This is a genomic window from Streptomyces sp. NPDC002640 (assembly GCF_053592575.1).
Genome location: NZ_JBSFVZ010000002.1, coordinates 293,936 through 318,047 on the forward strand (window position 1 = coordinate 293,936; position 24,112 = coordinate 318,047).

The following is a 24,112-nucleotide window of genomic DNA, read 5'->3' on the forward strand; positions in this document are numbered from 1 at the left end:
GGGTGGCAGTGGAGGTCACCTTACCGGCGACACCAACCCCTTGAGAACGACCAACCGGGGATACCCCATTTGTGGGGCATCCCCGGTCGGGAATCGCTCGGGTCACAGGGACCTCAGCCGTACGCCGCAAGGACGCCGACCGTGTCCGGAACTCGTCAGACGAGCTCGGTGACCGTACCGCCGGCGGCGGTGATCTTCTCCTTGGCGGAGCCGGAGACGGCGTCGACCGTCACCTGCAGCGCCACGGAGATCTCGCCCTGGCCGAGGACCTTGACGAGCTGGTTCTTGCGGACGGCACCCTTGTCGACCAGGTCGGCAACGGTGACCTCCCCACCCTCGGGGTAGAGGGCGGCGAGCTTGTCCAGGTTCACGACCTGGAACTCGGTCTTGAAGGGGTTCCGGAAGCCCTTGAGCTTCGGGAGACGCATGTGGAGGGGCATCTGGCCACCCTCGAAGCGCTCCGGAACCTGGTAACGGGCCTTGGTGCCCTTGGTACCACGACCGGCCGTCTTACCCTTCGACGCCTCACCACGACCCACACGGGTCTTGGCGGTCTTGGCGCCCGGGGCGGGACGGAGGTTGTGGATCTTGAGCGGGTTCTGCTCCGCCATGATCAGTCGACCTCCTCGACCGTCACGAGGTGGCGGACGGTGTGCACCATGCCGCGGAACTCGGGGCGGTCCTCCTTGACGACCTGCGTGTTGATGCCCTTGAGACCAAGGGAACGCAGGGTGTCGCGGTGGTTCTGCTTGCTGCCGATGTACGACTTAACCTGGGTGATCTTCAGCTGCGCCATCACGCACCCGCCCCGGCACGCGCACGAAGGAGAGCCGCGGGAGCGACGTCCTCGAGCGGCAGACCACGGCGGGCCGCGATCTCCTCGGGACGCTGCAGGCCCTTCAGGGCCTCCACGGTCGCGTGCACGATGTTGATCGCGTTGTCGGAGCCGAGCGACTTCGACAGCACGTCGTGGATACCGGCGCACTCGAGCACGGCACGCACCGGACCACCGGCGATAACACCGGTACCGGGGGACGCGGGCTTGAGCAGCACGACGCCGGCAGCCTTCTCACCCTGGATGGGGTGCGGGATGGTGCCCTGGATGCGGGGGACCTTGAAGAAGTGCTTCTTGGCCTCCTCAACGCCCTTGGCGATGGCGGCCGGCACCTCCTTGGCCTTGCCGTAACCGACACCCACGGTGCCGTCACCGTCGCCCACCACGACCAGCGCGGTGAAGCTGAAGCGACGACCACCCTTCACAACCTTGGCGACACGGTTGATCGCGACAACGCGCTCAACGTAAGCGGTCTTCTCGGCGGCAGCTGCGCCGCCGTCACGGCCCTTCCGGTCCCGCCGCTCGCCGCCACCGGCACCGCTGCCGCGGCGCTGGGGTCCAGCCATTGGAATTACCTCTCTCTGTTTCCGCTAGCTTCGCTACGGAACCGGCTCAGAACTTGAGACCGGCTTCGCGGGCGGCGTCGGCCAGGGCCGCGATGCGGCCGGCGTACCTGTTGCCACCACGGTCGAACACGACAGCCTCGACGCCCGCGGCCTTGGCACGCTCGGCGACCAGGGCGCCGACCTGCTGGGCCTGCGCGGACTTGTCGCCCTCGCCGCCGCGGATCGAAGCGTCCAGGGTGGACGCCGACGCCAGGGTGTGACCCTTGATGTCGTCGATCACCTGGGCCACGATGTGGCGGTTCGAGCGGGTCACGACGAGACGGGGACGCTCGGCGTCGCCGGAGATGTTCTTCCGGATCCGGATGTGCCGACGCTTGATGGCGGCGCGCTTGTAGGCGTCGCCCTTCAGGATCTTCTGCCCGTATGCCATGGGTTACTTACCCGCCTTTCCGACCTTGCGGCGGATGACTTCGCCCTCGTACTTGACGCCCTTGGCCTTGTACGGGTCGGGCTTGCGCAGCTTGCGGATGTTCGCCGCGACCTCGCCGACCTTCTGCTTGTCGATGCCCTCGACCTGGAAGCGGGTGGGGGTCTCCACCTTGAAGGTGATGCCCTCGGGCGCCTCGACGGTGATCGGGTGCGAGTAGCCGAGCGCGAACTCGAGGTTCGAGCCCTTGGCCGTCACGCGGTAACCGACACCGCTGATCTCGAGCTTCTTCACGTAACCCTGGGTCACGCCGGTGATCATGTTCGCCACCAGCGTGCGGGACAGGCCGTGGAGGGCCTTGTTCTGACGCTCGTCGTTGGGGCGGGTCACCTGGAGGGTGCCGTCCTCGCCCTTGACGATCTCGATCGGCGCCACGACGGTGTGGGTCAGAGAGCCCTTGGGGCCCTTGACCGAGACCGTACGGCCGTCGATGGTGACGTCCACGCCGGCGGGAACCGCGATGGGGAGCTTGCCGATACGCGACATAGCTGTATCTCGTTCCCTTCCGTTACCAGACGTAGGCGAGGACTTCCCCACCCACGCCCTTCTTGCCGGCCTGCTTGTCGGTCAGGAGACCGTGCGACGTGGAGATGATCGCCACGCCGAGGCCGCCGAGGACCTTGGGCAGGTTGGTGGACTTCGCGTACACCCGGAGACCGGGCTTGGAGATCCGCTTGATGCCCGCGATGGAGCGCTCGCGGTTCGGGCCGAACTTCAGCTCGAGGACGAGGTTCTTGCCGACCTCGGCGTCCTCGGTCTTCCAGCCGGTGATGAAGCCCTCCTGCTGGAGGATCTCCGCGATGTGCGACTTGATCTTGGAGTGCGGCATCGACACCGTGTCGTGGTATGCCGAGTTCGCGTTACGCAGACGCGTGAGCATGTCTGCGATCGGATCAGTCATGGTCATGAATTGGCCTTAGGCCTCTCTCGCCGGGGTTTCCTGATGCGCCATCCCTCTCCCCGATCCGAGACGGGACGGGTGCGGCGCGGTGGACCTACGGCGTAGTAAGCGTCATTGAGCGGGACCGTGCCCGCGGACGGCCGGGCACGGCAAGCGCCCAACCACACCAGCCTAAGCCATGTGTGGCGGGTCGCCTGCCGGACCGGCCTGCTTACCGAGAGTCCGGGGTCCCCAAATAGGGGATTACCAGGAGCTCTTGGTCACGCCCGGCAGCTCGCCGCGGTGAGCCATCTCACGGAGGCACACGCGGCAGAGGCCGAACTTGCGGTACACGGAGTGCGGACGGCCGCAGCGCTGGCAGCGGGTGTACGCGCGCACACCGAACTTGGGCTTGCGAGCAGCCTTCGCGATGAGAGCCTTCTTCGCCATCTCGCTCACGCCTCCTTGAACGGGAAGCCGAGGTGACGGAGGAGCGCACGGCCCTCAGCGTCGTTGGCAGCCGTGGTCACCACGGTGATGTCCATGCCTCGGGTGCGGTCGATCTTGTCCTGGTCGATCTCGTGGAACATGACCTGCTCCGTGAGACCGAAGGTGTAGTTGCCACGGCCGTCGAACTGCTTGGGGGACAGGCCGCGGAAGTCGCGGATGCGCGGGAGCGCGAGCGACAGGGTGCGGTCCAGGAACTCCCACATGCGGTCGCCACGGAGCGTGACGTGGGCACCGATCGGCTGACCCTCACGCAGCTTGAACTGCGCGATGGACTTGCGGGCCTTGGTGACGGCCGGCTTCTGACCGGTGATCGTGGTGAGGTCGCGGATGGCGCCCTCGATCAGCTTGGAGTCGCGGGCGGCGTCGCCCACACCCATGTTGACCACGATCTTGACGAGGCCGGGAACCTGCATGACGTTCTCGTACTTGAACTCGTCACGCAGCTTGCCCGCGATCTCCTCGCGGTACTTCGTCTTCAGACGCGGAGTGGTGGTAGCCATCAGATGTCCTCACCCGTCCGCTTGGCAACGCGGATCTTGTTGCCGTTCTCGTCGAAGCGGTAACCGACGCGGGTCACGACCTTCTGGCCGTCCTTCTCCACGACGAGCTGAACGTTGCTCACGTGGACCGGCGCCTCGACGGTCACGATGCCGCCGGCCTGGTTCGGGCCGGCCTTCGTGTGCTTCTTGACCCGGTTGACACCCTCGACCAGGACGCGGTTCTCGCGGGGGAAGGCCGCGACGACCTTGCCCTGCTTGCCCTTGTCCTTGCCGGTGATGACCTGGACCAGGTCGCCCTTCTTGATCTTCATGCTCACAGCACCTCCGGCGCGAGGGAGATGATCTTCATGAACTTCTTCTCGCGCAGCTCACGGCCCACGGGGCCGAAGATACGGGTGCCGCGAGGGTCGCCGTCGTTCTTCAGAATGACGGCGGCGTTCTCGTCGAAGCGGATGTACGAGCCGTCCGGACGGCGGCGCTCCTTGACGGTGCGAACGACGACGGCCTTGACGACGTCGCCCTTCTTCACGTTGCCACCGGGGATCGCGTCCTTGACGGTGGCGACGATGACGTCACCGATGCCCGCGTAGCGGCGACCGGAGCCACCGAGCACACGGATGCAAAGGATTTCCTTCGCACCAGTGTTGTCGGCGACACGCAGTCGCGACTCCTGCTGGATCACGTCTATCTCCTGATCGTCTGCCGGTTCCCTCCGGAGCAGAGCCGGAGAGCCTGGCGGAACTCACCCGCGGGAAGCCCCCGCGGGAATTACCTGTGGCCTCTGAGGCGAAGAACCGGACCGGGGGGCGGGGAAGCCCCCCGGCCGGTCAGCTGGGGCAGGGCCCCGGCTTCTTACTTCGCCTTCTCGAGGATCTCGATGACGCGCCAGTGCTTGGTGGCGGACAGCTTCCGGGTCTCCATCAGGAGGACGCGGTCGCCGATGCCGGCAGCGTTCTGCTCGTCATGCGCCTTGAGCTTGTTCGTACGGCGGATGACCTTGCCGTACAGCGCGTGCTTCACGTGGTCCTCGACGGCGACGACGACGGTCTTGTCCATCTTGTCGCTGACGACCAGACCCTCACGGGTCTTGCGTGCGTTGCGCTCGGTCTTCTGCTCAGTCACGTTGTTCTCGCTCATGCGTTCTCCACCGACTCGATGCCGAGCTCACGCTCACGCATGAGGGTGTAGACCCGGGCGATGTCCTTGCGGACCGCCTTCAGACGGCCGTGGTTCTCGAGCTGGCCCGTCGCCGCCTGGAAGCGGAGGTTGAACAGCTCTTCCTTGGCCTCGCGGAGCTTCGCGAGAAGCTCCTCGTTGCCCAGCTCGCGCAGCTCGGACGCCTTGGTACCGGCCGACATCACGCTTCACCTGCCTCGCGCTTGACGATCCGGCACTTCATCGGCAGCTTGTGGGCCGCACGGGTCAGCGCCTCACGGGCGATCTTCTCGTTGGGGTAAGACAGCTCGAACATGACCCGACCCGGGTGCACGTTCGCGACCCACCACTCCGGCGAACCCTTACCGGAACCCATGCGGGTCTCGGCCGGCTTCTTGGTGAGGGGGCGGTCCGGGTAGATGTTGATCCAGACCTTGCCGCCACGCTTGATGTGGCGGGTCATCGCGATACGAGCGGCCTCGATCTGGCGGTTGGTGACGTACGCCGGCGTCATGGCCTGAATGCCGTACTCGCCGAACGCAACCGTCGTACCGCCCTTGGCCATACCGCGGCGCTTGGGGTGGTGCTGCTTGCGGTGCTTGACCCTACGCGGGATCAGCATGGGTCAGCTCTCCTTTCCGGCAGAGCTCGGCTCGGCAGCGGCGCCCGCGGGAGCCTCGGCCGTGCGGGCCTCGGCGGCGGCAGCCGACTGCTGGGGCTTGCGGCCACGACCGCCACGCTCGCCACCGCGGCCACCACGGCCGGCCGGGCGGTCGTTGCCGCCACCACGGGCCGGACGGTTGCCGGCGCGGGCGGCGGCGTTCTCGGCGCGGACCTCGGCGATGTTCTTGACGTCGCCCTTGTAGATCCAGACCTTCACACCGATGCGGCCGAAGGTCGTCTTGGCCTCGAAGAAGCCGTAGTCGACGTTGGCGCGGAGCGTGTGCAGGGGCACGCGGCCCTCGCGGTAGAACTCCGAGCGCGACATCTCGGCGCCGCCGAGACGGCCACCGCACTGGATCTTGATGCCCTTGGCGCCGGCCTTCATCGCCGACTGCATGCTCTTACGCATGGCGCGACGGAAGGAGACGCGGGAGGACAGCTGCTCGGCGACGGCCTGGGCCACGAGCTGAGCGTCGGTCTCGGGGTTCTTGACCTCGAGGATGTTCAGCTGGACCTGCTTGCCGGTGAGCTTCTCGAGGTCACCGCGGATGCGGTCGGCCTCGGCGCCGCGGCGGCCGATCACGATGCCCGGACGGGCGGTGTGGATGTCCACCCGCACGCGGTCACGGGTGCGCTCGATCTCGACCTTGGAGATGCCGGCGCGCTCCATGCCGGACGTCATCATCCGACGGATGGCGACGTCTTCCTTGACGTAGTCCTTGTACAGCTTGTCGGCGTACCAACGCGACTTGAAGTCGGTCGTGACACCGAGCCGGAACCCATGCGGGTTAACCTTCTGGCCCATTACCGGGTTCCTTCCTTGCTGCTGACGACCACGGTGATGTGGCTGGTCCGCTTGCGGATCCGGTAGGCGCGGCCCTGGGCGCGCGGACGGAACCGCTTCAGGGTCGGGCCCTCGTCGACGTACGCCTCGGAGACGTACAGGCTCGACGAATCGGTGTGGTCGTAGTTGTGCGCGGCGTTGGCGATGGCGCTGTCCAGCACCTTGCCGACCGGCACGCTCGCGGCCTGCGGGGCGAAACGCAGGACCGCCTGAGCCTCCGTGGCATCCATGCCACGGATAAGGTCCACCACGCGGCGGGCCTTCATGGGCGTGACGCGGATGTACCGCGCCTGGGCCCTGGCTTCCATGGTTGTCCCTTCAGTGTCTGTCATGGTCTTTCACAGCCCCGCTTTAGCGGCGCTTCGACTTCCGGTCGTCCTTGACGTGACCCCGGAAGGTGCGCGTCGGCGAGAACTCGCCGAGCTTGTGGCCGACCATGGACTCGGTGACAAACACCGGGATGTGGGTCTTGCCGTTGTGCACCGCGATCGTGTGGCCGAGCATGGCCGGGACGATCATCGAGCGACGGGACCAGGTCTTGATGACGTTCTTGGTGCCGGCTTCGTTCTGGACATCCACCTTCTTGATGAGGTGGTCGTCGACGAAGGGCCCCTTCTTGAGACTACGCGGCATCTAAACCCGCTCCTAGCGCTTCTTGTTCGTCTTGCGGCGGCGGACGATGTACTTGTTCGACGCCTTCTTGGGCGAACGAGTACGACCTTCCTTCTTGCCCCACGGGGAGACGGGGTGACGGCCACCGGAGGTACGGCCTTCACCACCACCGTGCGGGTGGTCGACCGGGTTCATGACGACACCACGGACGGTCGGGCGAACGCCCAGCCACCGCTTGCGGCCGGCCTTGCCCCAGTTGATGTTGCTCTGCTCGGCGTTGCCGACCTCGCCGACGGTGGCGCGGCAGCGCACGTCGACCAGGCGGATCTCACCGGAAGGCATGCGGAGGTGGGCCATCGAGCCCTCCTTCGCGAGCAGCTGCACGGAGGCGCCTGCGGAGCGGGCGAACTTGGCGCCGCCACCGGGACGGAGCTCGATCGCGTGGATCGTGGTACCGACCGGGATGTTGCGGAGCGCCAGGTTGTTGCCCGGCTTGATGTCGGCCCCGGGACCGGCCTCGACACGGTCACCCTGCTGCAGGTTGCGCGGCGCGATGATGTAGCGCTTCTCGCCGTCCGCGTAGTGCAGCAGCGCGATGCGCGCGGTGCGGTTGGGGTCGTACTCGATGTGCGCGACCTTCGCCGGCACGCCGTCCTTGTCGTGACGACGGAAGTCGATCACGCGGTAGGCGCGCTTGTGTCCGCCACCCTGGTGGCGAACGGTCACACGACCGGCGTTGTTACGGCCGCCCTTGCTGTGCAGCGGGCGGACCAGCGACTTCTCCGGCGTGGACCGCGTGACCTCGACGAAGTCGGCGACGCTGGAGCCACGACGGCCCGGAGTCGTCGGCTTGTACTTGCGGATACCCATTTCTCAGTCCTCGTCCGATATTCGGACGATCCGACGCCCTTAGGCGGTCGGACCGCCGAAGATGTCGATACGGTCGCCCTCGGCGAGGGTCACGATCGCGCGCTTGGTGTCCGGACGCTTGCCGAACCCGGTGCGGGTCCGCTTGCGCTTGCCCTGGCGGTTGATCGTGTTGACCCCGGTGACCTTGACCGAGAAGACCGACTGCACGGCCTCCTTGATCTGGGTCTTGTTGGAGCCCGGCGCGACGATGAACGTGTACTTGTTCTCGTCGATGAGCGCGTAGCTCTTCTCCGACACGACCGGCTTCAGCAGCACGTCACGGGGGTCCGTGAACGCCTTGCTGGCCGGGGTGACGACGGTGTTCTTGCCCTCGGCGGCGTGGCGGCGCGCCTTGGCGACGCGCGCGGCCTTGGCGGCCTTCGCAGCCTTGGAGGCGATGCTCGGGTGACGCGTAGCCATCAGGCCTCGCTCCCTTCGGTGACGGCCTGGCCGCCGGACACGAAGGACTCGAACGCGGCCTGGGTGAAGACCACGTCGTCCGAGACGAGAACGTCGTACGTGTTCAGCTGGCCCGGCTCCAGGATGTGGACCTGGGGCAGGTTGCGGGCGGACAGCCACGCGGCCTCGTCGGCGCGGTCGACGACCAGGAGCACGTTCTTGCGCTCCGAGATCTTGCCGAACAGCGACTTCGCGGCCTTGGTGGAGGCAGCACCCTCGACCACGCCGGAGACGACGTGGATGCGGTTGTGACGCGCGCGGTCGGTGAGGGCGCCACGCAGGGCGGCGGCCTTCATCTTCTTGGGGGTCCGCTGCGAGTAGTCACGCGGCACGGGACCGTGCACGACGCCACCACCGGCGAACTGGGGCGCGCGGGTCGAGCCCTGACGGGCGCGGCCGGTGCCCTTCTGGCGGTACGGCTTGCGGCCACCACCACGGACCTCGCCACGGGTCTTGGTCTTGTGCGTGCCCTGACGGGCAGCGGCCAGTTGCGCGACGACGACCTGGTGGATCAGCGGAACGCTGACCTTGGCGTCGAAGATCTCCGCGGGGAGCTCGACGGTACCGGCCTTGTCGCCCGCCGGCGAAAGGATGTCAACAGTGCTCATCGGTTACCTCAGGCCCCCTTGGCCGCGGTGCGGACCAGGACGAGGCCGCCGTTCGGACCGGGAACCGCGCCCTTGATGAGCAGCAGACCCTTCTCCGCGTCAACGGCGTGGACGGTCAGGTTCTGGGTGGTGACCCGCTCGTTGCCCATGCGACCCGCCATGCGGAGGCCCTTGAACACACGGCCCGGGGTGGCGCAGCCACCGATGGAGCCGGGAGAGCGGTGCTTGCGCTGGGTGCCGTGACCGGCGCCGAGGCCCTTGAAGTTGTGACGCTTCATGACACCGGCGAAGCCCTTGCCCTTGCTCTTGCCGGTCACGTCGACCTTGATGCCGGCCTCGAACACCTCGGCGGTGATCTCCTGGCCGAGGGTGTACTCGGCAGCGTCCGAGGTACGGATCTCGACGAGGTGGCGGCGGGGGGTGACGTCGGCCTTGGAGAAGTGGCCCTTGAGGGGCTTGTTCACCTTGCGCGGGTCGATCTCGCCGAAGGCGATCTGGACCGACTCGTAGCCGTCGATGTCGTTCGTACGGACCTGGGTCACGACGTTCGGGCCGGCCTTGACGACGGTGACCGGGACGACGCGGTTGTTCGCGTCCCACACCTGCGTCATGCCGAGCTTCTCGCCCAGGATGCCCTTGATCTGCTTAGCCATTCTCAGATCACCGGCCTTCAGAGCTTGATCTCGATGTCGACACCGGCCGGGAGGTCGAGTCGCATCAGGGAGTCAACGGTCTTCGGCGTCGGGTCGAGAATGTCGATCAGGCGCTTGTGCGTGCGCATCTCGAAGTGCTCGCGCGAGTCCTTGTACTTGTGCGGCGACTTGATGACGCAGTACACGTTCTTCTCAGTGGGCAGCGGCACCGGGCCCGCGACCGACGCACCAGTGCGGGTCACCGTCTCGACGATCTTCTTCGCCGAGGAGTCGATGACCTCGTGGTCGTAGGCCTTGAGCCGGATGCGGATCTTCTGTCCCGCCATGGCTACTCAGTAGTCCTGTCTCTAGTAACGCTCTGGAACCCGATGGGTTTGCTGGACCCTCTTCGCCGACCCACGCGGTCGGGCGTGTCGCGCTCCCGTCGATACGAAGTCCCGAACCGGGAATCCCTACCAGGGGAGTGCGGCTCACCGCCGCGGAACCGGGAGCGGAAGGCCCACCGGGCGCCTGGCCGGAGTCGCGCCGGCACTTCCCGGAAGATTCCCGTACTTCCAGCCCGCATGGGGCTGACGAGTACTGTGGGACTCGCTTCCGGTCCTCCCGGCGGGAGGCGTGCGACATCAACACTCGACCGAGCAACTTGGCTAGTGTGCCATACGGGGCATGAGCCTGGCCAATCGGGCGGAAGAGCGTACCCCGCGTGACGAGCAGGTCAAACCCGAGGGCGCCGTGTCGCTCACGCGGGGGGCGAATCCGCAGGTCGGCGGGGGTGCGGAGGCCACGGCGCGGGGTCCGGCGCCGCCTGCGCGCCGGACCCGCCGGACCGGGTCCGCGGGCGTTCGGGGCCGCTCTCGCGCACGGGGGTGCGGAATGTGGCGCGGATCATGCGGGTCGTCCGGCACGGGCGGGGCCGTCCGGCACGAGCGGTCAGGACACGCGGGCGAACCGTTCGGGACGGCCAGGACACGCCGGGCGATCCGTTCGGCAGGGCCAGGGCACGCCGGGTGAACCGTTCGGCAGGGCCAGGACACGGGGCGAACCGTTCGGGACGGCCAGGGCCTACCAGGAGCCCCCGCCGCCTCCCCCGTCGCCGCCGCCGCTCGAGCCGCCGCCGCCCCCTCCCCCGCTTCCGTCACCGCCGCCGGTGTGACCGCCGGACGAGGACGACGAGCCCCCGGTGTCGGGGGCGACACGGCTGCCGGCCGCCGCCGCGGCGTCCGGCAGGTGGGCTGCGAGGGCGACCAGGTCCCCGTCGCGGCGGTGGCCCGCGGACCAGGTGGCGGCGAGGCCGAGGGCCACCGCCCACGGGGTGTCGCGGTCCGTGCGGGGCGTGCCGGGGTCGGCCAGGTGGCGCCGCAACGCCTCGGTCGCGAGCCAGAGTTGAGCCCCTCGCGCGGTGCGGACGCGCAGCTCGCCGGCGAGGACCAGCAGCGCGAGGCCCGCTCCGGCCACCGCCGCCCATCCGGCCCGCGCGTCCACGACCGCGGTCAGCACGGTCCCCGTCAGGGCCGCCACGGCGCCCACGGTCCGGGCAGCCCGGACGTACGCGTCGCCCCGCGGCGTCCACAGCCCCTCGCCGCCGGCGGACCGCCACTCGTCGAGGCGCGTGCGCAGCAGCTTCCAGGCCGCGGCGAAGTCCCGGTGGTACTGCCCGAGACCTATCTTGCGGCGGCGCGCGAAGAGCAGGTCCAGGACCTCCGCGGTGACCGGATCGGCGGCACCGTTCGCCAGGCGCGCGCCCCGGAACAGGACCGGCCTCTTGCGGCCGGTGATGGTGAGCGCGCCGTCCCGCGAGGCGCTCATCAGCCAGCCCGCCCGGTGCTCGTCCCGCACCCGCCCGGCGTGCAGGATCCCGGCCTGGGCGGGGGTGAGCCCCGCGGGCGGGACGGGGGACGGCTTCACGGCGGCGGCCGCGCGGCGCAGGTCCCGCCGCCGCACCCCGCCGTCGGCGTCCTCGACCCGTGCCCGCGTGGCGAACCGGACCAGCGCCGCCGTGAGCAGCGTCGCGGCCGCCGCGGCCGCCGCGGTTCCCAGCCCGGCCAGGACCGGACCGGGGTGCTCCGGCGCGGCGGGGCGTCCGGCCGGTTCCGCGGGCGGGGCGCCGGCCGCGCCGCCGGTCAGCGCCCGGCCGACCTCGGCGCGGAGCAGGACGCCCTCCCCCTCGTCCAGCCCGGAGACGTCCGCGTCCAGCCGTCCGCGTGTGGGCTGCCGCATCTCGCACGACCCGTCGCCGCCGGTGCCGTAGTGCGTGCAGACCACCGACTCCAGCCGGGCCGGGGCGGTGATCCGCACCTGCACGCGCTCGGCCGGGACCTCCCAGCCGAGCCCGTTCACGTCCCAGGAGAACCCCTGGCCGGCGTGGACCAGGCCGGGCAGGGTGTAGCCGAGCCGGTACCGGTGGACCCCGGTCAGCGTCCCGTCCGGGTCGCCGAGCCGGACGCGGACGCCGCCGACGCCGGTGTCGGTGGTGGTGAAGGGGACGGGCTCCCCGTCGAGGGTGGCGGTCTTGTCCCGCGGCGTCCCCGTGCCGGTGCCGCCGATCCGCCGGTGGATGCCGTGGCGGTCCTCGCCGGCGAAGTCGTAGTCGATCACCTCGGTGATCCGCGCGCTGTCGTCCTCGGCGAGCTCGGCGACCACCCGGTGCAGCAGCACCCGCTCCCCCGGCCCGCCGAACACCGCCCCCAGGAGCCCCGTCAGCCCCACCACCAGCACGCCCACCGCCAGGAGCACGGCGCCTCGCCCGCTCCGGTCCCTCGTCCTCGTCGCCACCGAACCTCCCGTCCCGGCCTGCCCCCGACGCCGTCGGCCGCGCTGCCGGGAGCGTAACCGCGGCGGGGCGGGGTCAGGTTTGGTCGCGCCCGATCCGCCCACCCGGGCGGGGTGACGAGCGGAAGGAGAGTGACCGTATGAGCGCCCTGAAGGTCAAGGAGATGCTCGACGCCTACCCCGCGGCACTCGGCGGCCTCGACCGGGAGAAGCTGACCGCCTGCATCGAGGAATGCGTGTCCTGCGCCCAGGTCTGCACGGCCTGCGCGGACGCCTGTCTGTCCGAGGAGATGGTCGACGAGCTCGCCGACTGCGTCCGCACCGACCTGGACTGCTCCGACATCTGCACCACCACCGCCACCGTGCTCTCGCGGCACACCGGCTTCCACGCCGACGTCGCCCGCACCCTGCTCACCGCCTGCGCCACCGCGTGCCGCACGTGCGGCGAGGAGTGCGCCCACCACACCCAGCACGACCACTGCCAGATCTGCGCCGAGTCCTGCCGGTCCTGCGAGGACGCCTGCGAGGCGCTGCTGGCCTCCCTGGGCTGAGGGCGGCCCTCGGGCTGCGGGCGGCCCATGGACCCGGGGGCGGCCGGGGGCGGCCCTCGGGCGGCCGGCGCGGCCCATGGACCGGGGGCGGCCTCCCCCGCGCACGGGTGCGCCCCCGCCGGAGGGATGGAGCTCCGGCGGGGGCGCGGTGTACCGACGGGGTCAGGGTCCCGTCGGCGACGGTCCCCCGGGGGCCGGGGGAGTCGGGGTGGGCGGTGGTACCGGGCGGCGGGGCCGCGGGGTCAGCCGACCCGCTGCCACAGGGCCGGCACGTTCGGCGGCTCCCAGCCGCCCTGCGCCTGGTGCTGCTGGAGGCACCGGTAGCTCACGCCGTTGTAGGTGACGGTCGCGCCCGCCTGGTAGACGACGCCCGGCGCCCAGGTGGTGGCGCCCGGGTCGGTGGGCGGCGGGGTGGTGGGCGGCGGCGTGGTGCCGCCGGCCGTCTTCAGCGTGAGGCCGTACGAGGAGAGGATCGGGTTGACCGGGTAGTAGTACGTCGTCCCGCCGGAGCTGCAGTTGCCGCTGCCGCCCGAGGTGACGCCCTGGGCCTGGCTGCCGGAGATGAAGGAGCCGCCCGAGTCCCCCGGCTCGGCGCACACCGAGGTGCGCGTCACGCCGGAGATGGTGCCCTCCGGGTAGGTGACGGAGGTGTTGTGCTGCTGCACCGTGCCGCAGCGCCAGCCGGTGGTGGATCCGGAGCGGCAGATCGACGCGCCCACGGCCGCCTGGGTGGAGCCGGTCACCTGCTGGCTGGAGCTCACGACGGTCGCGGTCGCCGTCCAGTTGGAGTTGACCGCCACCCAGGCCATGTCCCGGCCCGGGAAGCTGGAGCCCTGGAAGGTGCCCTGGGCGACCTGGTTGTAGCCGGAGGTGCTCTGGCCGACCGTGCCGCAGTGACCGGCGGTCACGAAGCCCTGGGTGGTGGACCGGGTCACGCCGAAGCCGACCGAACATCGGCCGCCGCCGCCCATGTAGTAGGCGTCGCCGCCGCGCACGTCGTAGTAGGTGCGCGGGCGTTCCGCGGTCCGCACCACCTCGACGTGTGCCGGGTCCACGCCCGCCGCCGCGACCAGCCGCTCGGCCGCCGCCGGGTCGACCGCCTCGACGACGACCTTGTTGCGCCGCAGGTCGACGTAGCGGACCGGGACGTCCGCGGCGGAGACCTCTCCGGCGGCCCGGTCCAGCCGGGCGCGGTCCGCCTCCAGCTCTCCCAGCGACCGGTCCACGACGACGGCCCGGGCGCCGGCCCGCTCGATGACGGCGACGTCGGAGCGGTCCGTGGTGGCCACCGTGAGGGCGCCGGCGTCCGCGCCGCCGATCCAGCCGCCGGCGTGGTCGGCGCCGAGCGCCAGGCGCAGCCGCCCGAGGGTGGCACCGGCCTGCGCCTCGTTGGCCAGGCGCCGTTCCGCCTGGGCGGCGGTCAGGCCGAGGTCGCGCTGGAGGGCCTTCAGCAGTCCGGCCGGGGCGCGGTCGGTGCGGAGGGTCTCGGCGGCGGACGGGGCGTCGACGCGGGGCGGCACGGTCGGCCTGGCCGTGGCGGTGCCGGCCAGGCCGGACAGCAACAGCGTGCCGGCGGCGAGCAGGGCGGCCGTGCCGGCGGCCCGGGAGAAGGGAGGCATGGGTGTCTCCTACAGGTGGGAGGTGGAGCAGGAGCCGTGCGGGGAGCTTGGCGCTGCCGTGAACGTACGACCGCCAGACATGTCCGCGTCAGCCTCCGGCCGACCCCCTCCCCCGGAGCTATGGATCGGCCACCGCCGCTATACGGGGCCCGCCTCCGCGCGCTCCCGGGCGTCCGCGTGCGCCGCGCGGGCCTGCGCGAGGACCAGGTCGACGACCGGGTCCGGCTGCGCGGCGCCCTGCCAGCCCAGCAGGTGCCGCCAGGTCAGCGGCGTCCCGGCGAGCGGCCGGGTGACGATGCCCGGCGTCGGCGGGAACGTCGCCCGCGCCAGCCCCAGCGCCCGTCCCACCTGCACCAGGTGCACGATCGACGAGGTGTCCGTCTCGTACAGGCTGCGCGGGGTGAAGCCGGCCCGGGTGCAGGCCGCGGCGAAGCAGTCCGCGAAGCAGCCGTCGCCCGGCACGGCCCCCCAGTCCTCCCCGGCCAGCTCGGCCAGGTCGATGGCGGCACGCCCCACCAGGGGGTGGGTGGCCGGCAGCATCACGTGCACGGCGTCCACGGCGATCTCCCGCCAGGACACCTGGGGGGCCGCCGGCGGGTGCGCGGATCCGCACACCCCGAGCAGGGCGAAGTCGATCCGCCCCTCGGAGACCTGCGCGGCCAGTTCCCGCTCCGACCAGGTCGTGGTGGTGGTGACCGGCACCTCGGAGGCCGCGTCGGACAGGCGGGCCAGCAGACCGCCCAGCAGTGGCCCGTGCGTGCCGCCCAGCCGGAAACGCCGCAGGCCGGAGCGGGTGCGGGCGAAGAGCGCCGCCTCCTGCTGGAGCTCGGTCACCGCCGGCAGCACCACCCGGGTGCGGGCCAGCACCAGCTCCCCCAGCGGCGTCGCCCGCACCCCGAACCGCCCGCGCTCGAAGAGCGTGCCGCCGAGCGTCCGCTCGATCCGCTTCAGCTGCGCGCTCAGTGTGGGCTGGGACAGCCCCAGCGTCTTCGCGGCCCGGGTCAGACTGCCCGCGTCGGCTATCTCCCTGATCACCCTCAGATGACGCAACTCCAGCTCCATGGACGGAGCTTGGTCCTTGGCCCGGACCAGCGCAAGGGCCGAGGTCCCGGGCGTCGGCCGGGTACGGCGGGGCGCCCCCGCCGGAGGGTTGGAGGGCCCCGGCGGGGGCGCGTTCACCGGCGGGCGGCGCGGGGTGAAGTGTGCCCGCCGGAGCCGGTCACCCGTGCCGCGTCGGCGGCACGGGGGCACGGGCCTCGGCGGCCCGCGCTGCGGTTGCGGGCCTCAGCGGCCCGCGGGAAGGAGTCAGTCGCGGCCCTCGGCCAGCTCCTGACGCACCGCCCAGTAGGACGGCTTGGGCGCGTAGGACTCGTCGTAGATGTTGGCCGAGCCCTCCCCGGCGAAGACCCCGGGCACCCACGAGTACTGGTCGGCGAAGCCCCAGATGGTGAACGAGGTGCACCGCTCCTGGCCCAGGCAGGCGTCCAGCATGCCGCGGAAGTAGTCGGCCTGGCGGGTCAGCTTGGCCTCGTCCATCGGCATGACGCCGCGGACGTCGACCTCGGTGAACGAGCTCTCCATGCCCAGGTCGGCGAACCGCTCCAGGTTGGCCGGGATGTCGCCCGGGAAGCCGTACTGGGTGCTCAGGTGGCCCTGGATGCCGAAGCCGTCCACCTTGACGCCCTGGGCGCGCAGCTCCTTCGCCAGGTTGTAGTAGGCGGTGGACTTCGCGTTGACGCCCTCGACGTTGTAGTCGTTCACGTAGAGCTTGGCGTGCGGGTCGGCCTGCCGGGCCCAGCGGAAGGTGTCGGCGATGTAGGACGGGCCGAGCTGCTGGTACCAGAGGGACTGCCGGTAGCTGCCGTCCTCCTCGAAGACCTCGTTGACGACGTCCCACTGGTAGATCTTGCCCTTGTAGTGCTTGGCCACCGTGGTGACGTGCTCGCGCAGGATCCGGCGCAGCTCGTCCTTGGTGATCGAGCCGTCCGCGACGCCGGAGGTCAGCCAGCCGGGGAGCTGGTTGTGCCAGAGCAGCGTGTGCCCGCGGACCTGCTGGCCGTTGGCCCGCGCGAACGCGACCAGCGCGTCGCCCTGGCTGAAGTCGTAGACGCCCCGCTGCGGCTGGAGGGTCTCCCACTTCATCACGTTCTCGGCGGTGACCGAGTTGAACTCACGGGCCGTGATCCTGCGGTAGGTCGTGTCCTCGGCGAGCGCGTCCATGTTGACGGCCGTGCCGAAGCGCAGGTCGGCGCGGGCGGCCAGCGCCTTGAGCGGAGCGCCCTTGGGGTGGTGGTGGGCGCCGGCCGGGGCGGCCTGCGCCGAGGCGACGGCGCCGGTCAACAGCAGGGCCCCGCTCGCCATGACGGCGGCGGCAGCACGGAGGTGCTTCATTGCGGTCCTCTCGATGGTGCTCGGTGTCGGTGGTGCGGGTGGCGGGGGTGGGCCGTGGGGACGTGGGGGGGTGTGGGGGAAGGGGCGCCGGACCTCCCCAGGTCGGCGCCCCTGGTCTCAGCGGACCCGGTGGCTCTCCACCGGGCCGAGGTAGGTCTCCGGGAGCCCGCCGGTGTCGACGATCAGCCGCTGCAGCACGACGGTCGGGTCGACCATCCAGAAGCGCAGCTTGTGGACGCCGGCCCGGGCGACGGTGTGCGCCGACGAGGTCCGGTTGACGTTGTCGGAGGTGTGGCGGGCCCACCGCTTGTTCAGCCCGCCGTCGTCCGGCCCGGTCGCCGCGATGAAGTCGACGGTCGTCGGCGCCTGGTCGTCGAAGGAGACCGCGTACCGCAGGCCCGGCCGCGCCAGCGCGGGGTTGCGCGGCGACACGTACGCCCAGACGGTGACCTCGCCCGGCGTGAGCAGGGTGACCTCGTACTCCAGGTACGGGGCGCCGGCGCCGGGGGTCTGCGGCGGGGCGGTGACCGGCCACGGGGACATGCCCGCCGGAGTGCGGCCGATCCGGTCGATCCGCAGCCAGTCGGCGCCCTTCGCGCCGACCGCCCGGGAGTAGTGGTGGGCGTCGATGGCGACGTAGCCGCCCGCCTCGACGAAGCCCTTCACGCCCCGCGGCGAGACCCGGACGGCGACCGCCTTCACGGTCACCGTGCGGCCGGCGCCCTCCACGGTCAGCTCGGCCTCGCCGCGGCCGGACGGCGCGCGGTGCCAGTCGACGCGCACCGGGAGCCGGACCTGCTCGCCGACGGTGCCGCGGGTGCGCTCCACCCGCAGCCAGGGCGCCGAGGAGGTCACCCGGTAGTCGAACGGGCGCGACCCCCGGTTGAAGATCTCGACGTACACCTCGTCCCCGGTGCGGTACGGGCTGAACTCCGGGAGCACCGGCTCTCCCCCGGCCTGCGGCCACCACTCCTCGGAGCCGCTGACCGCCACGCCCATCTCCGCCGTGTCCGGCAGCTCGATGCGCCGCACCGCGGGGTAGATCTCGTCGGGGATGGCGACGTTGTCCAGCTCCGGCTGCTGCCACCCGGCGTTGGGGCCGTACCGCTCGACGTCGCCGTAGCCGATGTGCGGCTGGAGCTGGAAGTCCTTCCACTTGCCGTCGGCGATCTCCTTGTTGAAGACGTCCTGGAGACGGAAGTCCTCCTGGAGCGCCGCCTCGGCCCGGGAGGCGAGCTCGTTGGTGAGGGCGCGGCCCTGGCCGGCGTAGAGGATGTTGGTGAACTGGGCCTCGCGCAGGTGGTACACGTTGGCGGTGGCCGCCACGTTGTAGCCGACCAGCTCGAACCAGGCCTCCCGGGCGGAGGCCGGCAGCTTCCGTGCCACCCGGGCCGCGTCCCGGTCGAGCTCCCGCCACGCCCGGGTGACGCGCTCCAGCTCTCCCTGGTGGAAGGGGGTCTGCTCGTCGTCGTAGACGACCGCGCTGTCGTCCTTGGTGATGTCCTTGGACGGGTCCAGGGTGATCCGGCGGTTGAGCAGCTCGGGCTTGCGCAGCTGCTGCAGGTGGGCGTAGCGGGAGAGGATCTCGGCGATCGCCTCGGCGTGCTCCTCGCCGAAGTGGAGCGCGGCGTAACGGCGTTCCCACTCGGGGATGTTCTCCAGCTCCCAGCGCGAGGGCTCCCAGGCGTAGTCCAGGAAGAACTGGGTGGGCACCTCGTTGCCCTTCAGGTCGCCCACGTTGGTCATCCACAGCCCGTGGTTGCCGTAGGCGATCGCCTGGTGGAGCTGGTCCCACATGTTCGGCAGCGAGGTGGTGTCGACCCACTTGTAGTTGCGGCCGGCCCCGACGTAGTCGAAGTGGTAGTAGATACCGTAACCGCCCGAGCGCGCCGGCTCGTCCGGGTCCGGGTGCATCCGGAGGTTGCCCCAGTTGTCGTCGCAGAGCACCACCGTGACGTCCTCGGGCGCGCGCAGGCCCCGGCTCCAGTAGCGCTGGACCTCCTTGTAGAGGGTCCACACCTGCGGCACGGCGGTCTCCGAGCCGAACACCTCGGCGATGATCCGGCGCTGGGTGGCGATGATGTCTTCCATCAGCTCGATGCCGTCGCCGTCGGGCAGGCTGACGTCGCCGTTGCCGCGCATGCCGAGGGTGACCACGCCCTCGAAGTCCTCGCGGCGCATCCGCTCGATGCCCTCGCGCCAGTACGCCTCGACGGCGGCGCGGTTGCGGCGGAAGGACCACTCGCCGGTGCCGCCGTACGGGTCGCTGCCGGGAGTGGTGATGTTGCCCGCGGAGTCGCGCACCGCGGCCTTGGCGTGCCGGTTCCACTCCTCGATGCCGCGCATCATCGGGGCCTCGTGGGAGGTGCCCATGACGACGCCGTAGGCGGTGGCGCGGGCGTGGTTCTCCGGGTCGTCCTCGGCGAACGCCCGGCCCCACACGGCCGGCCACAGGTAGTTGCCCTTCAGGCGGAGCAGGACCTCGAAGACCTTCTCCCAGAACTTCGCGTTGAAGCCGCCTTCGTAGCCCGGCGCCTTGCCCGGTCCGAAGAACCGCGGGGCCCAGGTGCCGAGGTTCGGGTTCTCGTCGTTGATGAAGACGCCGCGGTACTTCACCTTCGGCGTGCCCTGGGTCCAGGAGCCGGCCTTGACGTAGACCTCCTGGCGCCGCACCGGCCGCACGTCGTCCCACCAGTACCAGGGGGAGACGCCGATGCCGTGACTGACGTCGTAGGCGCCGAAGATGGCGCCCCGCTGGTCGCTGCCGACGACGACCAGCGCACGGTCCACACCGGGCATCGGGCGTTCCACGACGGTCTGCTGGGAGGTCTCCCACCTGCCGCGGATCCCGGACACGTCCAGCTTGCCGGACTCGACCAGCCGGTCGACCAGCCCGCTGTTGCCGAGGGTGCCGACGATGACGACCTCGCGGGCCGACCCGGCCCGCGCCGCCGGCTTCACGCCGGTGACCCGCTCGACGTCCGCGCGGAGGTCCTCGGCGACCCGGACGACGCCGGCGTGGTCGTCCGGGTCCACCAGGACCGGGGCGGCCTGTCCCTTGCGCACCAGGGGGAACGCGCCGCGCTCGGCCCGGAACACCACGTAGGCGCCCTTGTCGGTGCGGCGCGGCCCCCCTCCGGCCGCGCCGCGCTCCGCCTCGCCCTGGGCCCCGTACGCGGTGCCGGCCCCGCCGTTGACCAGGGGCAGAGCCACCAGACCCGCCGCCCCCGTCCCCAGGACGCTTCTGCGGCTGACGTTTCCGCGCATGGCTCACCCACTCCTCGGCTGATTTTGGTAACCGGCCTGACAAATGTTGGAGCAGCGACGGGAGCACGACAACGGGTCGTCGGCAACGAAAACTTTCGATGCCCCGACCCGGCCGGGAACGTCCCGGAATCAAGCCTGGCAGGGGGCTCGGGAGGGGCGATCGAGGCGCCGGACACCGCAACTTTCGATCGTGGTCCGCAACCCCGGAGAAACCCTGGAGGCGCCCCGGAGGCGCCGCGGGAACGCCGAAGGGCCCGCACGACATGACGTCGTGCGGGCCCTCCTTGAGCCACAAGAGCTCAGGTCATGGCATGACCTTCAAGCAAGGGGTACTTACTTGACGATCTTGGTGACCTGGCCGGCGCCCACGGTACGACCACCCTCACGGATGGCGAACTTCAGGCCCTCCTCCATGGCGACGGGCTGGATGAGCTCCACCTTCATCTCGGTGTTGTCACCCGGCATGACCATCTCGGTGCCCTCGGGGAGGGTCACGACGCCGGTCACGTCCGTCGTACGGAAGTAGAACTGCGGGCGGTAGTTGTTGAAGAACGGGGTGTGGCGACCACCCTCGTCCTTGCCGAGGATGTAGGCCTGGGCCTCGAACTCGGTGTGCGGGGTGACCGAACCCGGCTTGATGATGACCTGGCCGCGCTCGACGTCCTCGCGCTTGATGCCACGGAGGAGCAGACCGACGTTCTCACCGGCCTGGCCCTCGTCGAGCAGCTTGCGGAACATCTCGATACCGGTGACCGTGGTGGTGGTCTTCTCGGTCTTGATGCCGATGATGTCGACGGTCTCGTTGACCTTCAGGACACCACGCTCGATACGGCCGGTGACGACCGTACCGCGACCGGTGATCGTGAAGACGTCCTCGATGGGCATGAGGAACGGCTTGTCGACGTCGCGCTCCGGCTGCGGGATGGCGGTGTCGACGGCGTTCATGAGGTCGAGGACCGACTGGGCCCACTTCTCGTCGCCCTCGAGCGCCTTCAGCGCGGAGACCTTGACGACCGGGACGTCGTCGCCCGGGAACTCGTACTCGGTGAGGAGCTCACGGACCTCGAGCTCGACGAGCTCCAGGATCTCCTCGTCGTCCACCATGTCGGCCTTGTTCAGGGCGACGACGATGTACGGAACGCCGACCTGGCGGGCCAGGAGCACGTGCTCCTTGGTCTGCGGCATCGGACCGTCGGTCGCGGCGACCACGAGGATCGCGCCGTCCATCTGGGCGGCACCGGTGATCATGTTCTTGATGTAGTCCGCGTGACCGGGGCAGTCGACGTGGGCGTAGTGACGCTCCTCCGTCTGGTACTCGACGTGCGCGATGGAGATGGTGATACCGCGCTGGCGCTCCTCAGGAGCCTTGTCGATGTTGTCGAACGCGGTGGCCTCGTTCAGGTCCGGGTACGCGTCGTGCAGCACCTTGGTAATGGCGGCCGTGAGGGTCGTCTTACCGTGGTCGATGTGACCGATGGTGCCGATGTTGACGTGCGGCTTAGTCCGCTCGAACTTCGCCTTCGCCACTGGGGTCCTCCTGGGAGTGGTTCTGAACGCCTTGCTTCATCGGCGCCAGGTGATCTTTGCTGGAATGCCCGGCCCCTCGGGGCACCCCGGCACGTTCCTCTCGGTTCGCGCCGGAATGCCCCTGGAGGCACGGAGTCAAGCCTAAAGCGTGGAACTCGGTGGAGTTACTCGCCCTTGGCCTTCGCGATGATCTCCTCGGCGACGTTCCGCGGAACCTCGGCGTAGGAGTCGAACTGCATCGAGTAGCTCGCGCGACCCGACGTCTTGCTGCGGAGGTCGCCGACGTAGCCGAACATCTCCGAAAGCGGAACCAGGCCCTTGACGACGCGGGCGCCGGCACGCTCCTCCATGGCCTGGATCTGGCCACGGCGGGAGTTGATGTCGCCGATGACCTCACCCATGTAGTCCTCGGGCGTGGTGACCTCGACGGCCATCATCGGCTCGAGCAGCACGGGGCTGGCCTTGCGCGCGGCCTCCTTGAAGGCCTGCGAACCGGCGATCTTGAAGGCGAGCTCGGAGGAGTCGACCTCGTGGTAGCCACCGTCGATGAGGGTGACGCGCACGCCGGTCATCTCGTAGCCCGCGAGGATGCCGAACTGCATGGCCTCCTGCGCACCGGCGTCCACCGAAGGGATGTACTCCTTCGGGATGCGGCCACCGGTGACCTTGTTCACGAACTCGTACGACGCCTCGCCGCCCTCGATGGGCTCGATCGCGATCTGCACCTTGGCGAACTGACCGGTACCACCGGTCTGCTTCTTGTGGGTGTAGTCCACGCGCTCGACGGCCTTGCGGATCGTCTCGCGGTACGCGACCTGCGGCTTGCCGACGTTGGCCTCGACCTTGAACTCACGGCGCATGCGGTCGACCAGCACCTCGAGGTGCAGCTCGCCCATACCACCGATGATGGTCTGGCCGGTCTCCTCGTCCGAGTGGACCTGGAAGGAGGGGTCCTCCTCCGCGAGACGCTGGATGGCGACACCCAGCTTCTCCTGGTCGCCCTTGGACTTGGGCTCGATGGCGACCTGGATGACCGGCGCCGGGAAGTCCATGGACTCCAGGATGACCGGGGCCTTGTCGTCCGACAGCGTCTCACCGGTGGTGGTCTGCTTGAGACCCATCACGGCGATGATGTCGCCGGCGCCCACCGACTCGATCTCCTCACGCTTGTTCGCGTGCATGCGGTAGATCTTGCCGATGCGCTCCTTCTTGCCCTTGACGGAGTTCAGCACCGAAGAGCCGGACTCCAGGCGGCCCGAGTACACCCGGACGAAGGTGAGCTTGCCCAGGTGCGGGTCGCTCATGATCTTGAACGCGAGGGCCGCGAGCGGCTCGTCGTCGGACGGCTTGCGCTTGACGACGGTCTCGGAGTCCTTCGGGTCCGTGCCCTCGATCGCCTCGATGTCGACCGGCGACGGCAGGTAGCGCACGACGGCGTCGAGCAGGGGCTGGACGCCCTTGTTCTTGAACGCGGTGCCGCAGAACACGGGGGTGACGGTGGTGCCGCCGCCCTTGCCGGACGCGATGGTGATACGACGGATCGCCGCGTAGAGCTGCTCCTCGGTGGGCTCGTTGCCCTCGAGGTACATCTCCATCAGCTCTTCGTCGTTCTCCGCGACGTCCTCGACCAGCTTGGCGCGGTACTCCTCGGCCTGCTCCTGCAGGTCGGCCGGGATGTCGACGATGTCGTACATCTCGCCCTTGGTGGCCTCGGGCGAGTAGACCAGGGCCTTCATGCGGACCAGGTCGACGACACCGACGAAGTCGGCCTCGGCACCGATCGGGAGCTGCATCACGATCGGCTGGGCGCCCAGGCGGTTGACGATCATGTCAACGCAGCGGAAGAAGTCCGCGCCGGTACGGTCCAGCTTGTTCACGAAGCAGATACGCGGAACGCCGTAACGGTCGGCCTGACGCCACACCGTCTCGGACTGGGGCTCCACGCCGGCGACGCCGTCGAACACCGTCACGGCACCGTCGAGCACGCGCAGGGAGCGCTCCACCTCGACGGTGAAGTCGACGTGGCCCGGGGTGTCGATGATGTTGATCGTGTGGTCGACGTCCTCCAGCGGCCAGTGACAGGTGGTGGCAGCAGAGGTGATCGTGATGCCACGCTCCTGCTCCTGCTCCATCCAGTCCATGGTCGCGGCGCCGTCGTGGACCTCACCGATCTTGTAGCTGACGCCCGTGTAGAACAGGATCCGCTCGGTGGTGGTCGTCTTGCCCGCGTCGATGTGGGCCATGATCCCGATGTTGCGGACCTTGGCCAGGTCAAGCGAAGTGGTAGCCATAAGGCTTCAGTCTTCT

Annotated in this window: 29 protein-coding genes; 1 reads left to right on the forward strand and 28 read right to left on the reverse strand. The window is 69.9% G+C overall.

Annotated features, from left to right (window positions below):
• Positions 1–155: 155 nt before the first annotated feature.
• The 22 genes from rplO to ACWD3O_RS04035 form a co-directional block, all read right to left on the reverse strand.
• A complete protein-coding gene (gene rplO, locus ACWD3O_RS03930; protein WP_151771766.1) occupies positions 156–611 on the reverse strand; it encodes a 50S ribosomal protein L15 in 456 nt (151 codons plus the stop codon).
• Between the two features lie 2 nt (positions 612–613).
• Entirely contained in the window at positions 614–796 is a 183-nt protein-coding gene (gene rpmD, locus ACWD3O_RS03935) for a 50S ribosomal protein L30 (RefSeq protein WP_003974250.1), read from the reverse strand.
• Positions 796–1,401 carry a 30S ribosomal protein S5 gene (gene rpsE, locus ACWD3O_RS03940; RefSeq protein ID WP_019753099.1) on the reverse strand — a complete coding sequence of 202 codons (606 nt, stop codon included), beginning with the start codon at positions 1,399–1,401 and terminating at the stop codon, positions 796–798. The genes rpmD and rpsE overlap by 1 nt, the downstream gene beginning before the upstream one ends.
• Positions 1,402–1,447: 46 nt before the next feature.
• Positions 1,448–1,831 (reverse strand): 50S ribosomal protein L18, encoded by a 384-nt coding sequence (rplR, locus tag ACWD3O_RS03945; RefSeq protein WP_451410564.1) that lies wholly within the window; start codon positions 1,829–1,831, stop codon positions 1,448–1,450.
• A gap of 3 nt (positions 1,832–1,834) precedes the next feature.
• Entirely contained in the window at positions 1,835–2,374 is a 540-nt protein-coding gene (rplF, locus tag ACWD3O_RS03950; protein WP_356128641.1) for a 50S ribosomal protein L6, read from the reverse strand.
• A gap of 22 nt (positions 2,375–2,396) precedes the next feature.
• Complete coding sequence (gene rpsH / locus ACWD3O_RS03955; RefSeq protein ID WP_180220786.1) at positions 2,397–2,795, reverse strand: 30S ribosomal protein S8; 399 nt, start codon at positions 2,793–2,795, stop codon at positions 2,397–2,399.
• A gap of 237 nt (positions 2,796–3,032) precedes the next feature.
• On the reverse strand, positions 3,033–3,218 hold the full coding sequence (locus ACWD3O_RS03960; protein WP_003956452.1) for a type Z 30S ribosomal protein S14: 186 nt from the start codon (positions 3,216–3,218) through the stop codon (positions 3,033–3,035).
• A gap of 5 nt (positions 3,219–3,223) precedes the next feature.
• Positions 3,224–3,781: a 50S ribosomal protein L5 gene (gene rplE, locus ACWD3O_RS03965; RefSeq protein WP_166024943.1), complete on the reverse strand. Its 558-nt coding sequence runs from the start codon at positions 3,779–3,781 to the stop codon at positions 3,224–3,226.
• Entirely contained in the window at positions 3,778–4,089 is a 312-nt protein-coding gene (rplX, locus tag ACWD3O_RS03970; protein ID WP_108954809.1) for a 50S ribosomal protein L24, read from the reverse strand. The genes rplE and rplX overlap by 4 nt, the downstream gene beginning before the upstream one ends.
• Positions 4,090–4,091: 2 nt before the next feature.
• Complete coding sequence (rplN, locus tag ACWD3O_RS03975; protein ID WP_055718836.1) at positions 4,092–4,460, reverse strand: 50S ribosomal protein L14; 369 nt, start codon at positions 4,458–4,460, stop codon at positions 4,092–4,094.
• 170 nt (positions 4,461–4,630) lie between these two features.
• The gene (rpsQ, locus tag ACWD3O_RS03980) at positions 4,631–4,915 is read right to left on the reverse strand and encodes a 30S ribosomal protein S17 (protein WP_108954810.1); all 285 of its coding nucleotides are present in this window, start codon (positions 4,913–4,915) and stop codon (positions 4,631–4,633) included.
• Complete coding sequence (rpmC, locus tag ACWD3O_RS03985; RefSeq protein WP_108954811.1) at positions 4,912–5,136, reverse strand: 50S ribosomal protein L29; 225 nt, start codon at positions 5,134–5,136, stop codon at positions 4,912–4,914. Before rpmC ends, rpsQ begins: the two co-directional genes overlap by 4 nt.
• On the reverse strand, positions 5,136–5,555 hold the full coding sequence (gene rplP / locus ACWD3O_RS03990) for a 50S ribosomal protein L16 (protein WP_005313579.1): 420 nt from the start codon (positions 5,553–5,555) through the stop codon (positions 5,136–5,138). The genes rpmC and rplP overlap by 1 nt, the downstream gene beginning before the upstream one ends.
• 3 nt (positions 5,556–5,558) lie before the next feature.
• Positions 5,559–6,401 (reverse strand): 30S ribosomal protein S3, encoded by an 843-nt coding sequence (rpsC, locus tag ACWD3O_RS03995; protein WP_356128633.1) that lies wholly within the window; start codon positions 6,399–6,401, stop codon positions 5,559–5,561.
• Positions 6,401–6,748, reverse strand: a complete 348-nt coding sequence (gene rplV, locus ACWD3O_RS04000; protein ID WP_108954813.1) for a 50S ribosomal protein L22 — start codon at positions 6,746–6,748, stop codon at positions 6,401–6,403. The genes rpsC and rplV overlap by 1 nt, the downstream gene beginning before the upstream one ends.
• 43 nt (positions 6,749–6,791) lie before the next feature.
• Positions 6,792–7,073 (reverse strand): 30S ribosomal protein S19, encoded by a 282-nt coding sequence (gene rpsS, locus ACWD3O_RS04005; protein WP_003948639.1) that lies wholly within the window; start codon positions 7,071–7,073, stop codon positions 6,792–6,794.
• Positions 7,074–7,085: 12 nt separating this feature from the next.
• Entirely contained in the window at positions 7,086–7,922 is an 837-nt protein-coding gene (gene rplB, locus ACWD3O_RS04010) for a 50S ribosomal protein L2 (RefSeq protein WP_151771773.1), read from the reverse strand.
• 39 nt (positions 7,923–7,961) lie between these two features.
• The gene (rplW, locus tag ACWD3O_RS04015; RefSeq protein WP_451410565.1) at positions 7,962–8,381 is read right to left on the reverse strand and encodes a 50S ribosomal protein L23; all 420 of its coding nucleotides are present in this window, start codon (positions 8,379–8,381) and stop codon (positions 7,962–7,964) included.
• Complete coding sequence (gene rplD, locus ACWD3O_RS04020; RefSeq protein ID WP_451410566.1) at positions 8,381–9,028, reverse strand: 50S ribosomal protein L4; 648 nt, start codon at positions 9,026–9,028, stop codon at positions 8,381–8,383. The genes rplW and rplD overlap by 1 nt, the downstream gene beginning before the upstream one ends.
• Positions 9,029–9,036: 8 nt before the next feature.
• Positions 9,037–9,681, reverse strand: coding sequence for a 50S ribosomal protein L3 (gene rplC, locus ACWD3O_RS04025; RefSeq protein WP_451410567.1), 645 nt, complete (start codon positions 9,679–9,681; stop codon positions 9,037–9,039).
• A gap of 17 nt (positions 9,682–9,698) precedes the next feature.
• The gene (gene rpsJ, locus ACWD3O_RS04030; RefSeq protein WP_003948644.1) at positions 9,699–10,007 is read right to left on the reverse strand and encodes a 30S ribosomal protein S10; all 309 of its coding nucleotides are present in this window, start codon (positions 10,005–10,007) and stop codon (positions 9,699–9,701) included.
• Between the two features lie 736 nt (positions 10,008–10,743).
• Positions 10,744–12,453 (reverse strand): DUF2207 domain-containing protein, encoded by a 1,710-nt coding sequence (locus ACWD3O_RS04035; RefSeq protein ID WP_451414764.1) that lies wholly within the window; start codon positions 12,451–12,453, stop codon positions 10,744–10,746.
• A gap of 137 nt (positions 12,454–12,590) precedes the next feature.
• Between ACWD3O_RS04035 and ACWD3O_RS04040 the strand changes: the two genes are divergently transcribed.
• Positions 12,591–13,001 (forward strand): four-helix bundle copper-binding protein, encoded by a 411-nt coding sequence (locus ACWD3O_RS04040; RefSeq protein WP_451414765.1) that lies wholly within the window; start codon positions 12,591–12,593, stop codon positions 12,999–13,001.
• A gap of 242 nt (positions 13,002–13,243) precedes the next feature.
• Here ACWD3O_RS04040 and ACWD3O_RS04045 read toward each other — a convergent pair whose 3' ends face one another.
• The 6 genes from ACWD3O_RS04045 to fusA all read right to left on the reverse strand — a co-directional run bounded on the left by ACWD3O_RS04045 (position 13,244) and on the right by fusA (position 24,096).
• The gene (locus ACWD3O_RS04045; protein WP_451410570.1) at positions 13,244–14,620 is read right to left on the reverse strand and encodes a carbohydrate-binding protein; all 1,377 of its coding nucleotides are present in this window, start codon (positions 14,618–14,620) and stop codon (positions 13,244–13,246) included.
• Positions 14,621–14,758: 138 nt separating this feature from the next.
• Positions 14,759–15,682, reverse strand: a complete 924-nt coding sequence (locus tag ACWD3O_RS04050) for a LysR substrate-binding domain-containing protein (RefSeq protein WP_451410572.1) — start codon at positions 15,680–15,682, stop codon at positions 14,759–14,761.
• A gap of 243 nt (positions 15,683–15,925) precedes the next feature.
• A complete protein-coding gene (locus ACWD3O_RS04055) occupies positions 15,926–17,011 on the reverse strand; it encodes an endo-1,4-beta-xylanase (RefSeq protein WP_451410573.1) in 1,086 nt (361 codons plus the stop codon).
• Positions 17,012–17,128: 117 nt separating this feature from the next.
• Entirely contained in the window at positions 17,129–20,278 is a 3,150-nt protein-coding gene (locus ACWD3O_RS04060; RefSeq protein WP_451414766.1) for a glycosyl hydrolase 115 family protein, read from the reverse strand.
• A 333-nt stretch (positions 20,279–20,611) separates the two neighbouring features.
• Positions 20,612–21,805, reverse strand: coding sequence for an elongation factor Tu (gene tuf / locus ACWD3O_RS04065; RefSeq protein WP_166021546.1), 1,194 nt, complete (start codon positions 21,803–21,805; stop codon positions 20,612–20,614).
• A 164-nt stretch (positions 21,806–21,969) separates the two neighbouring features.
• Positions 21,970–24,096, reverse strand: a complete 2,127-nt coding sequence (fusA, locus tag ACWD3O_RS04070; protein WP_108954827.1) for an elongation factor G — start codon at positions 24,094–24,096, stop codon at positions 21,970–21,972.
• Positions 24,097–24,112 lie beyond the last annotated feature (16 nt).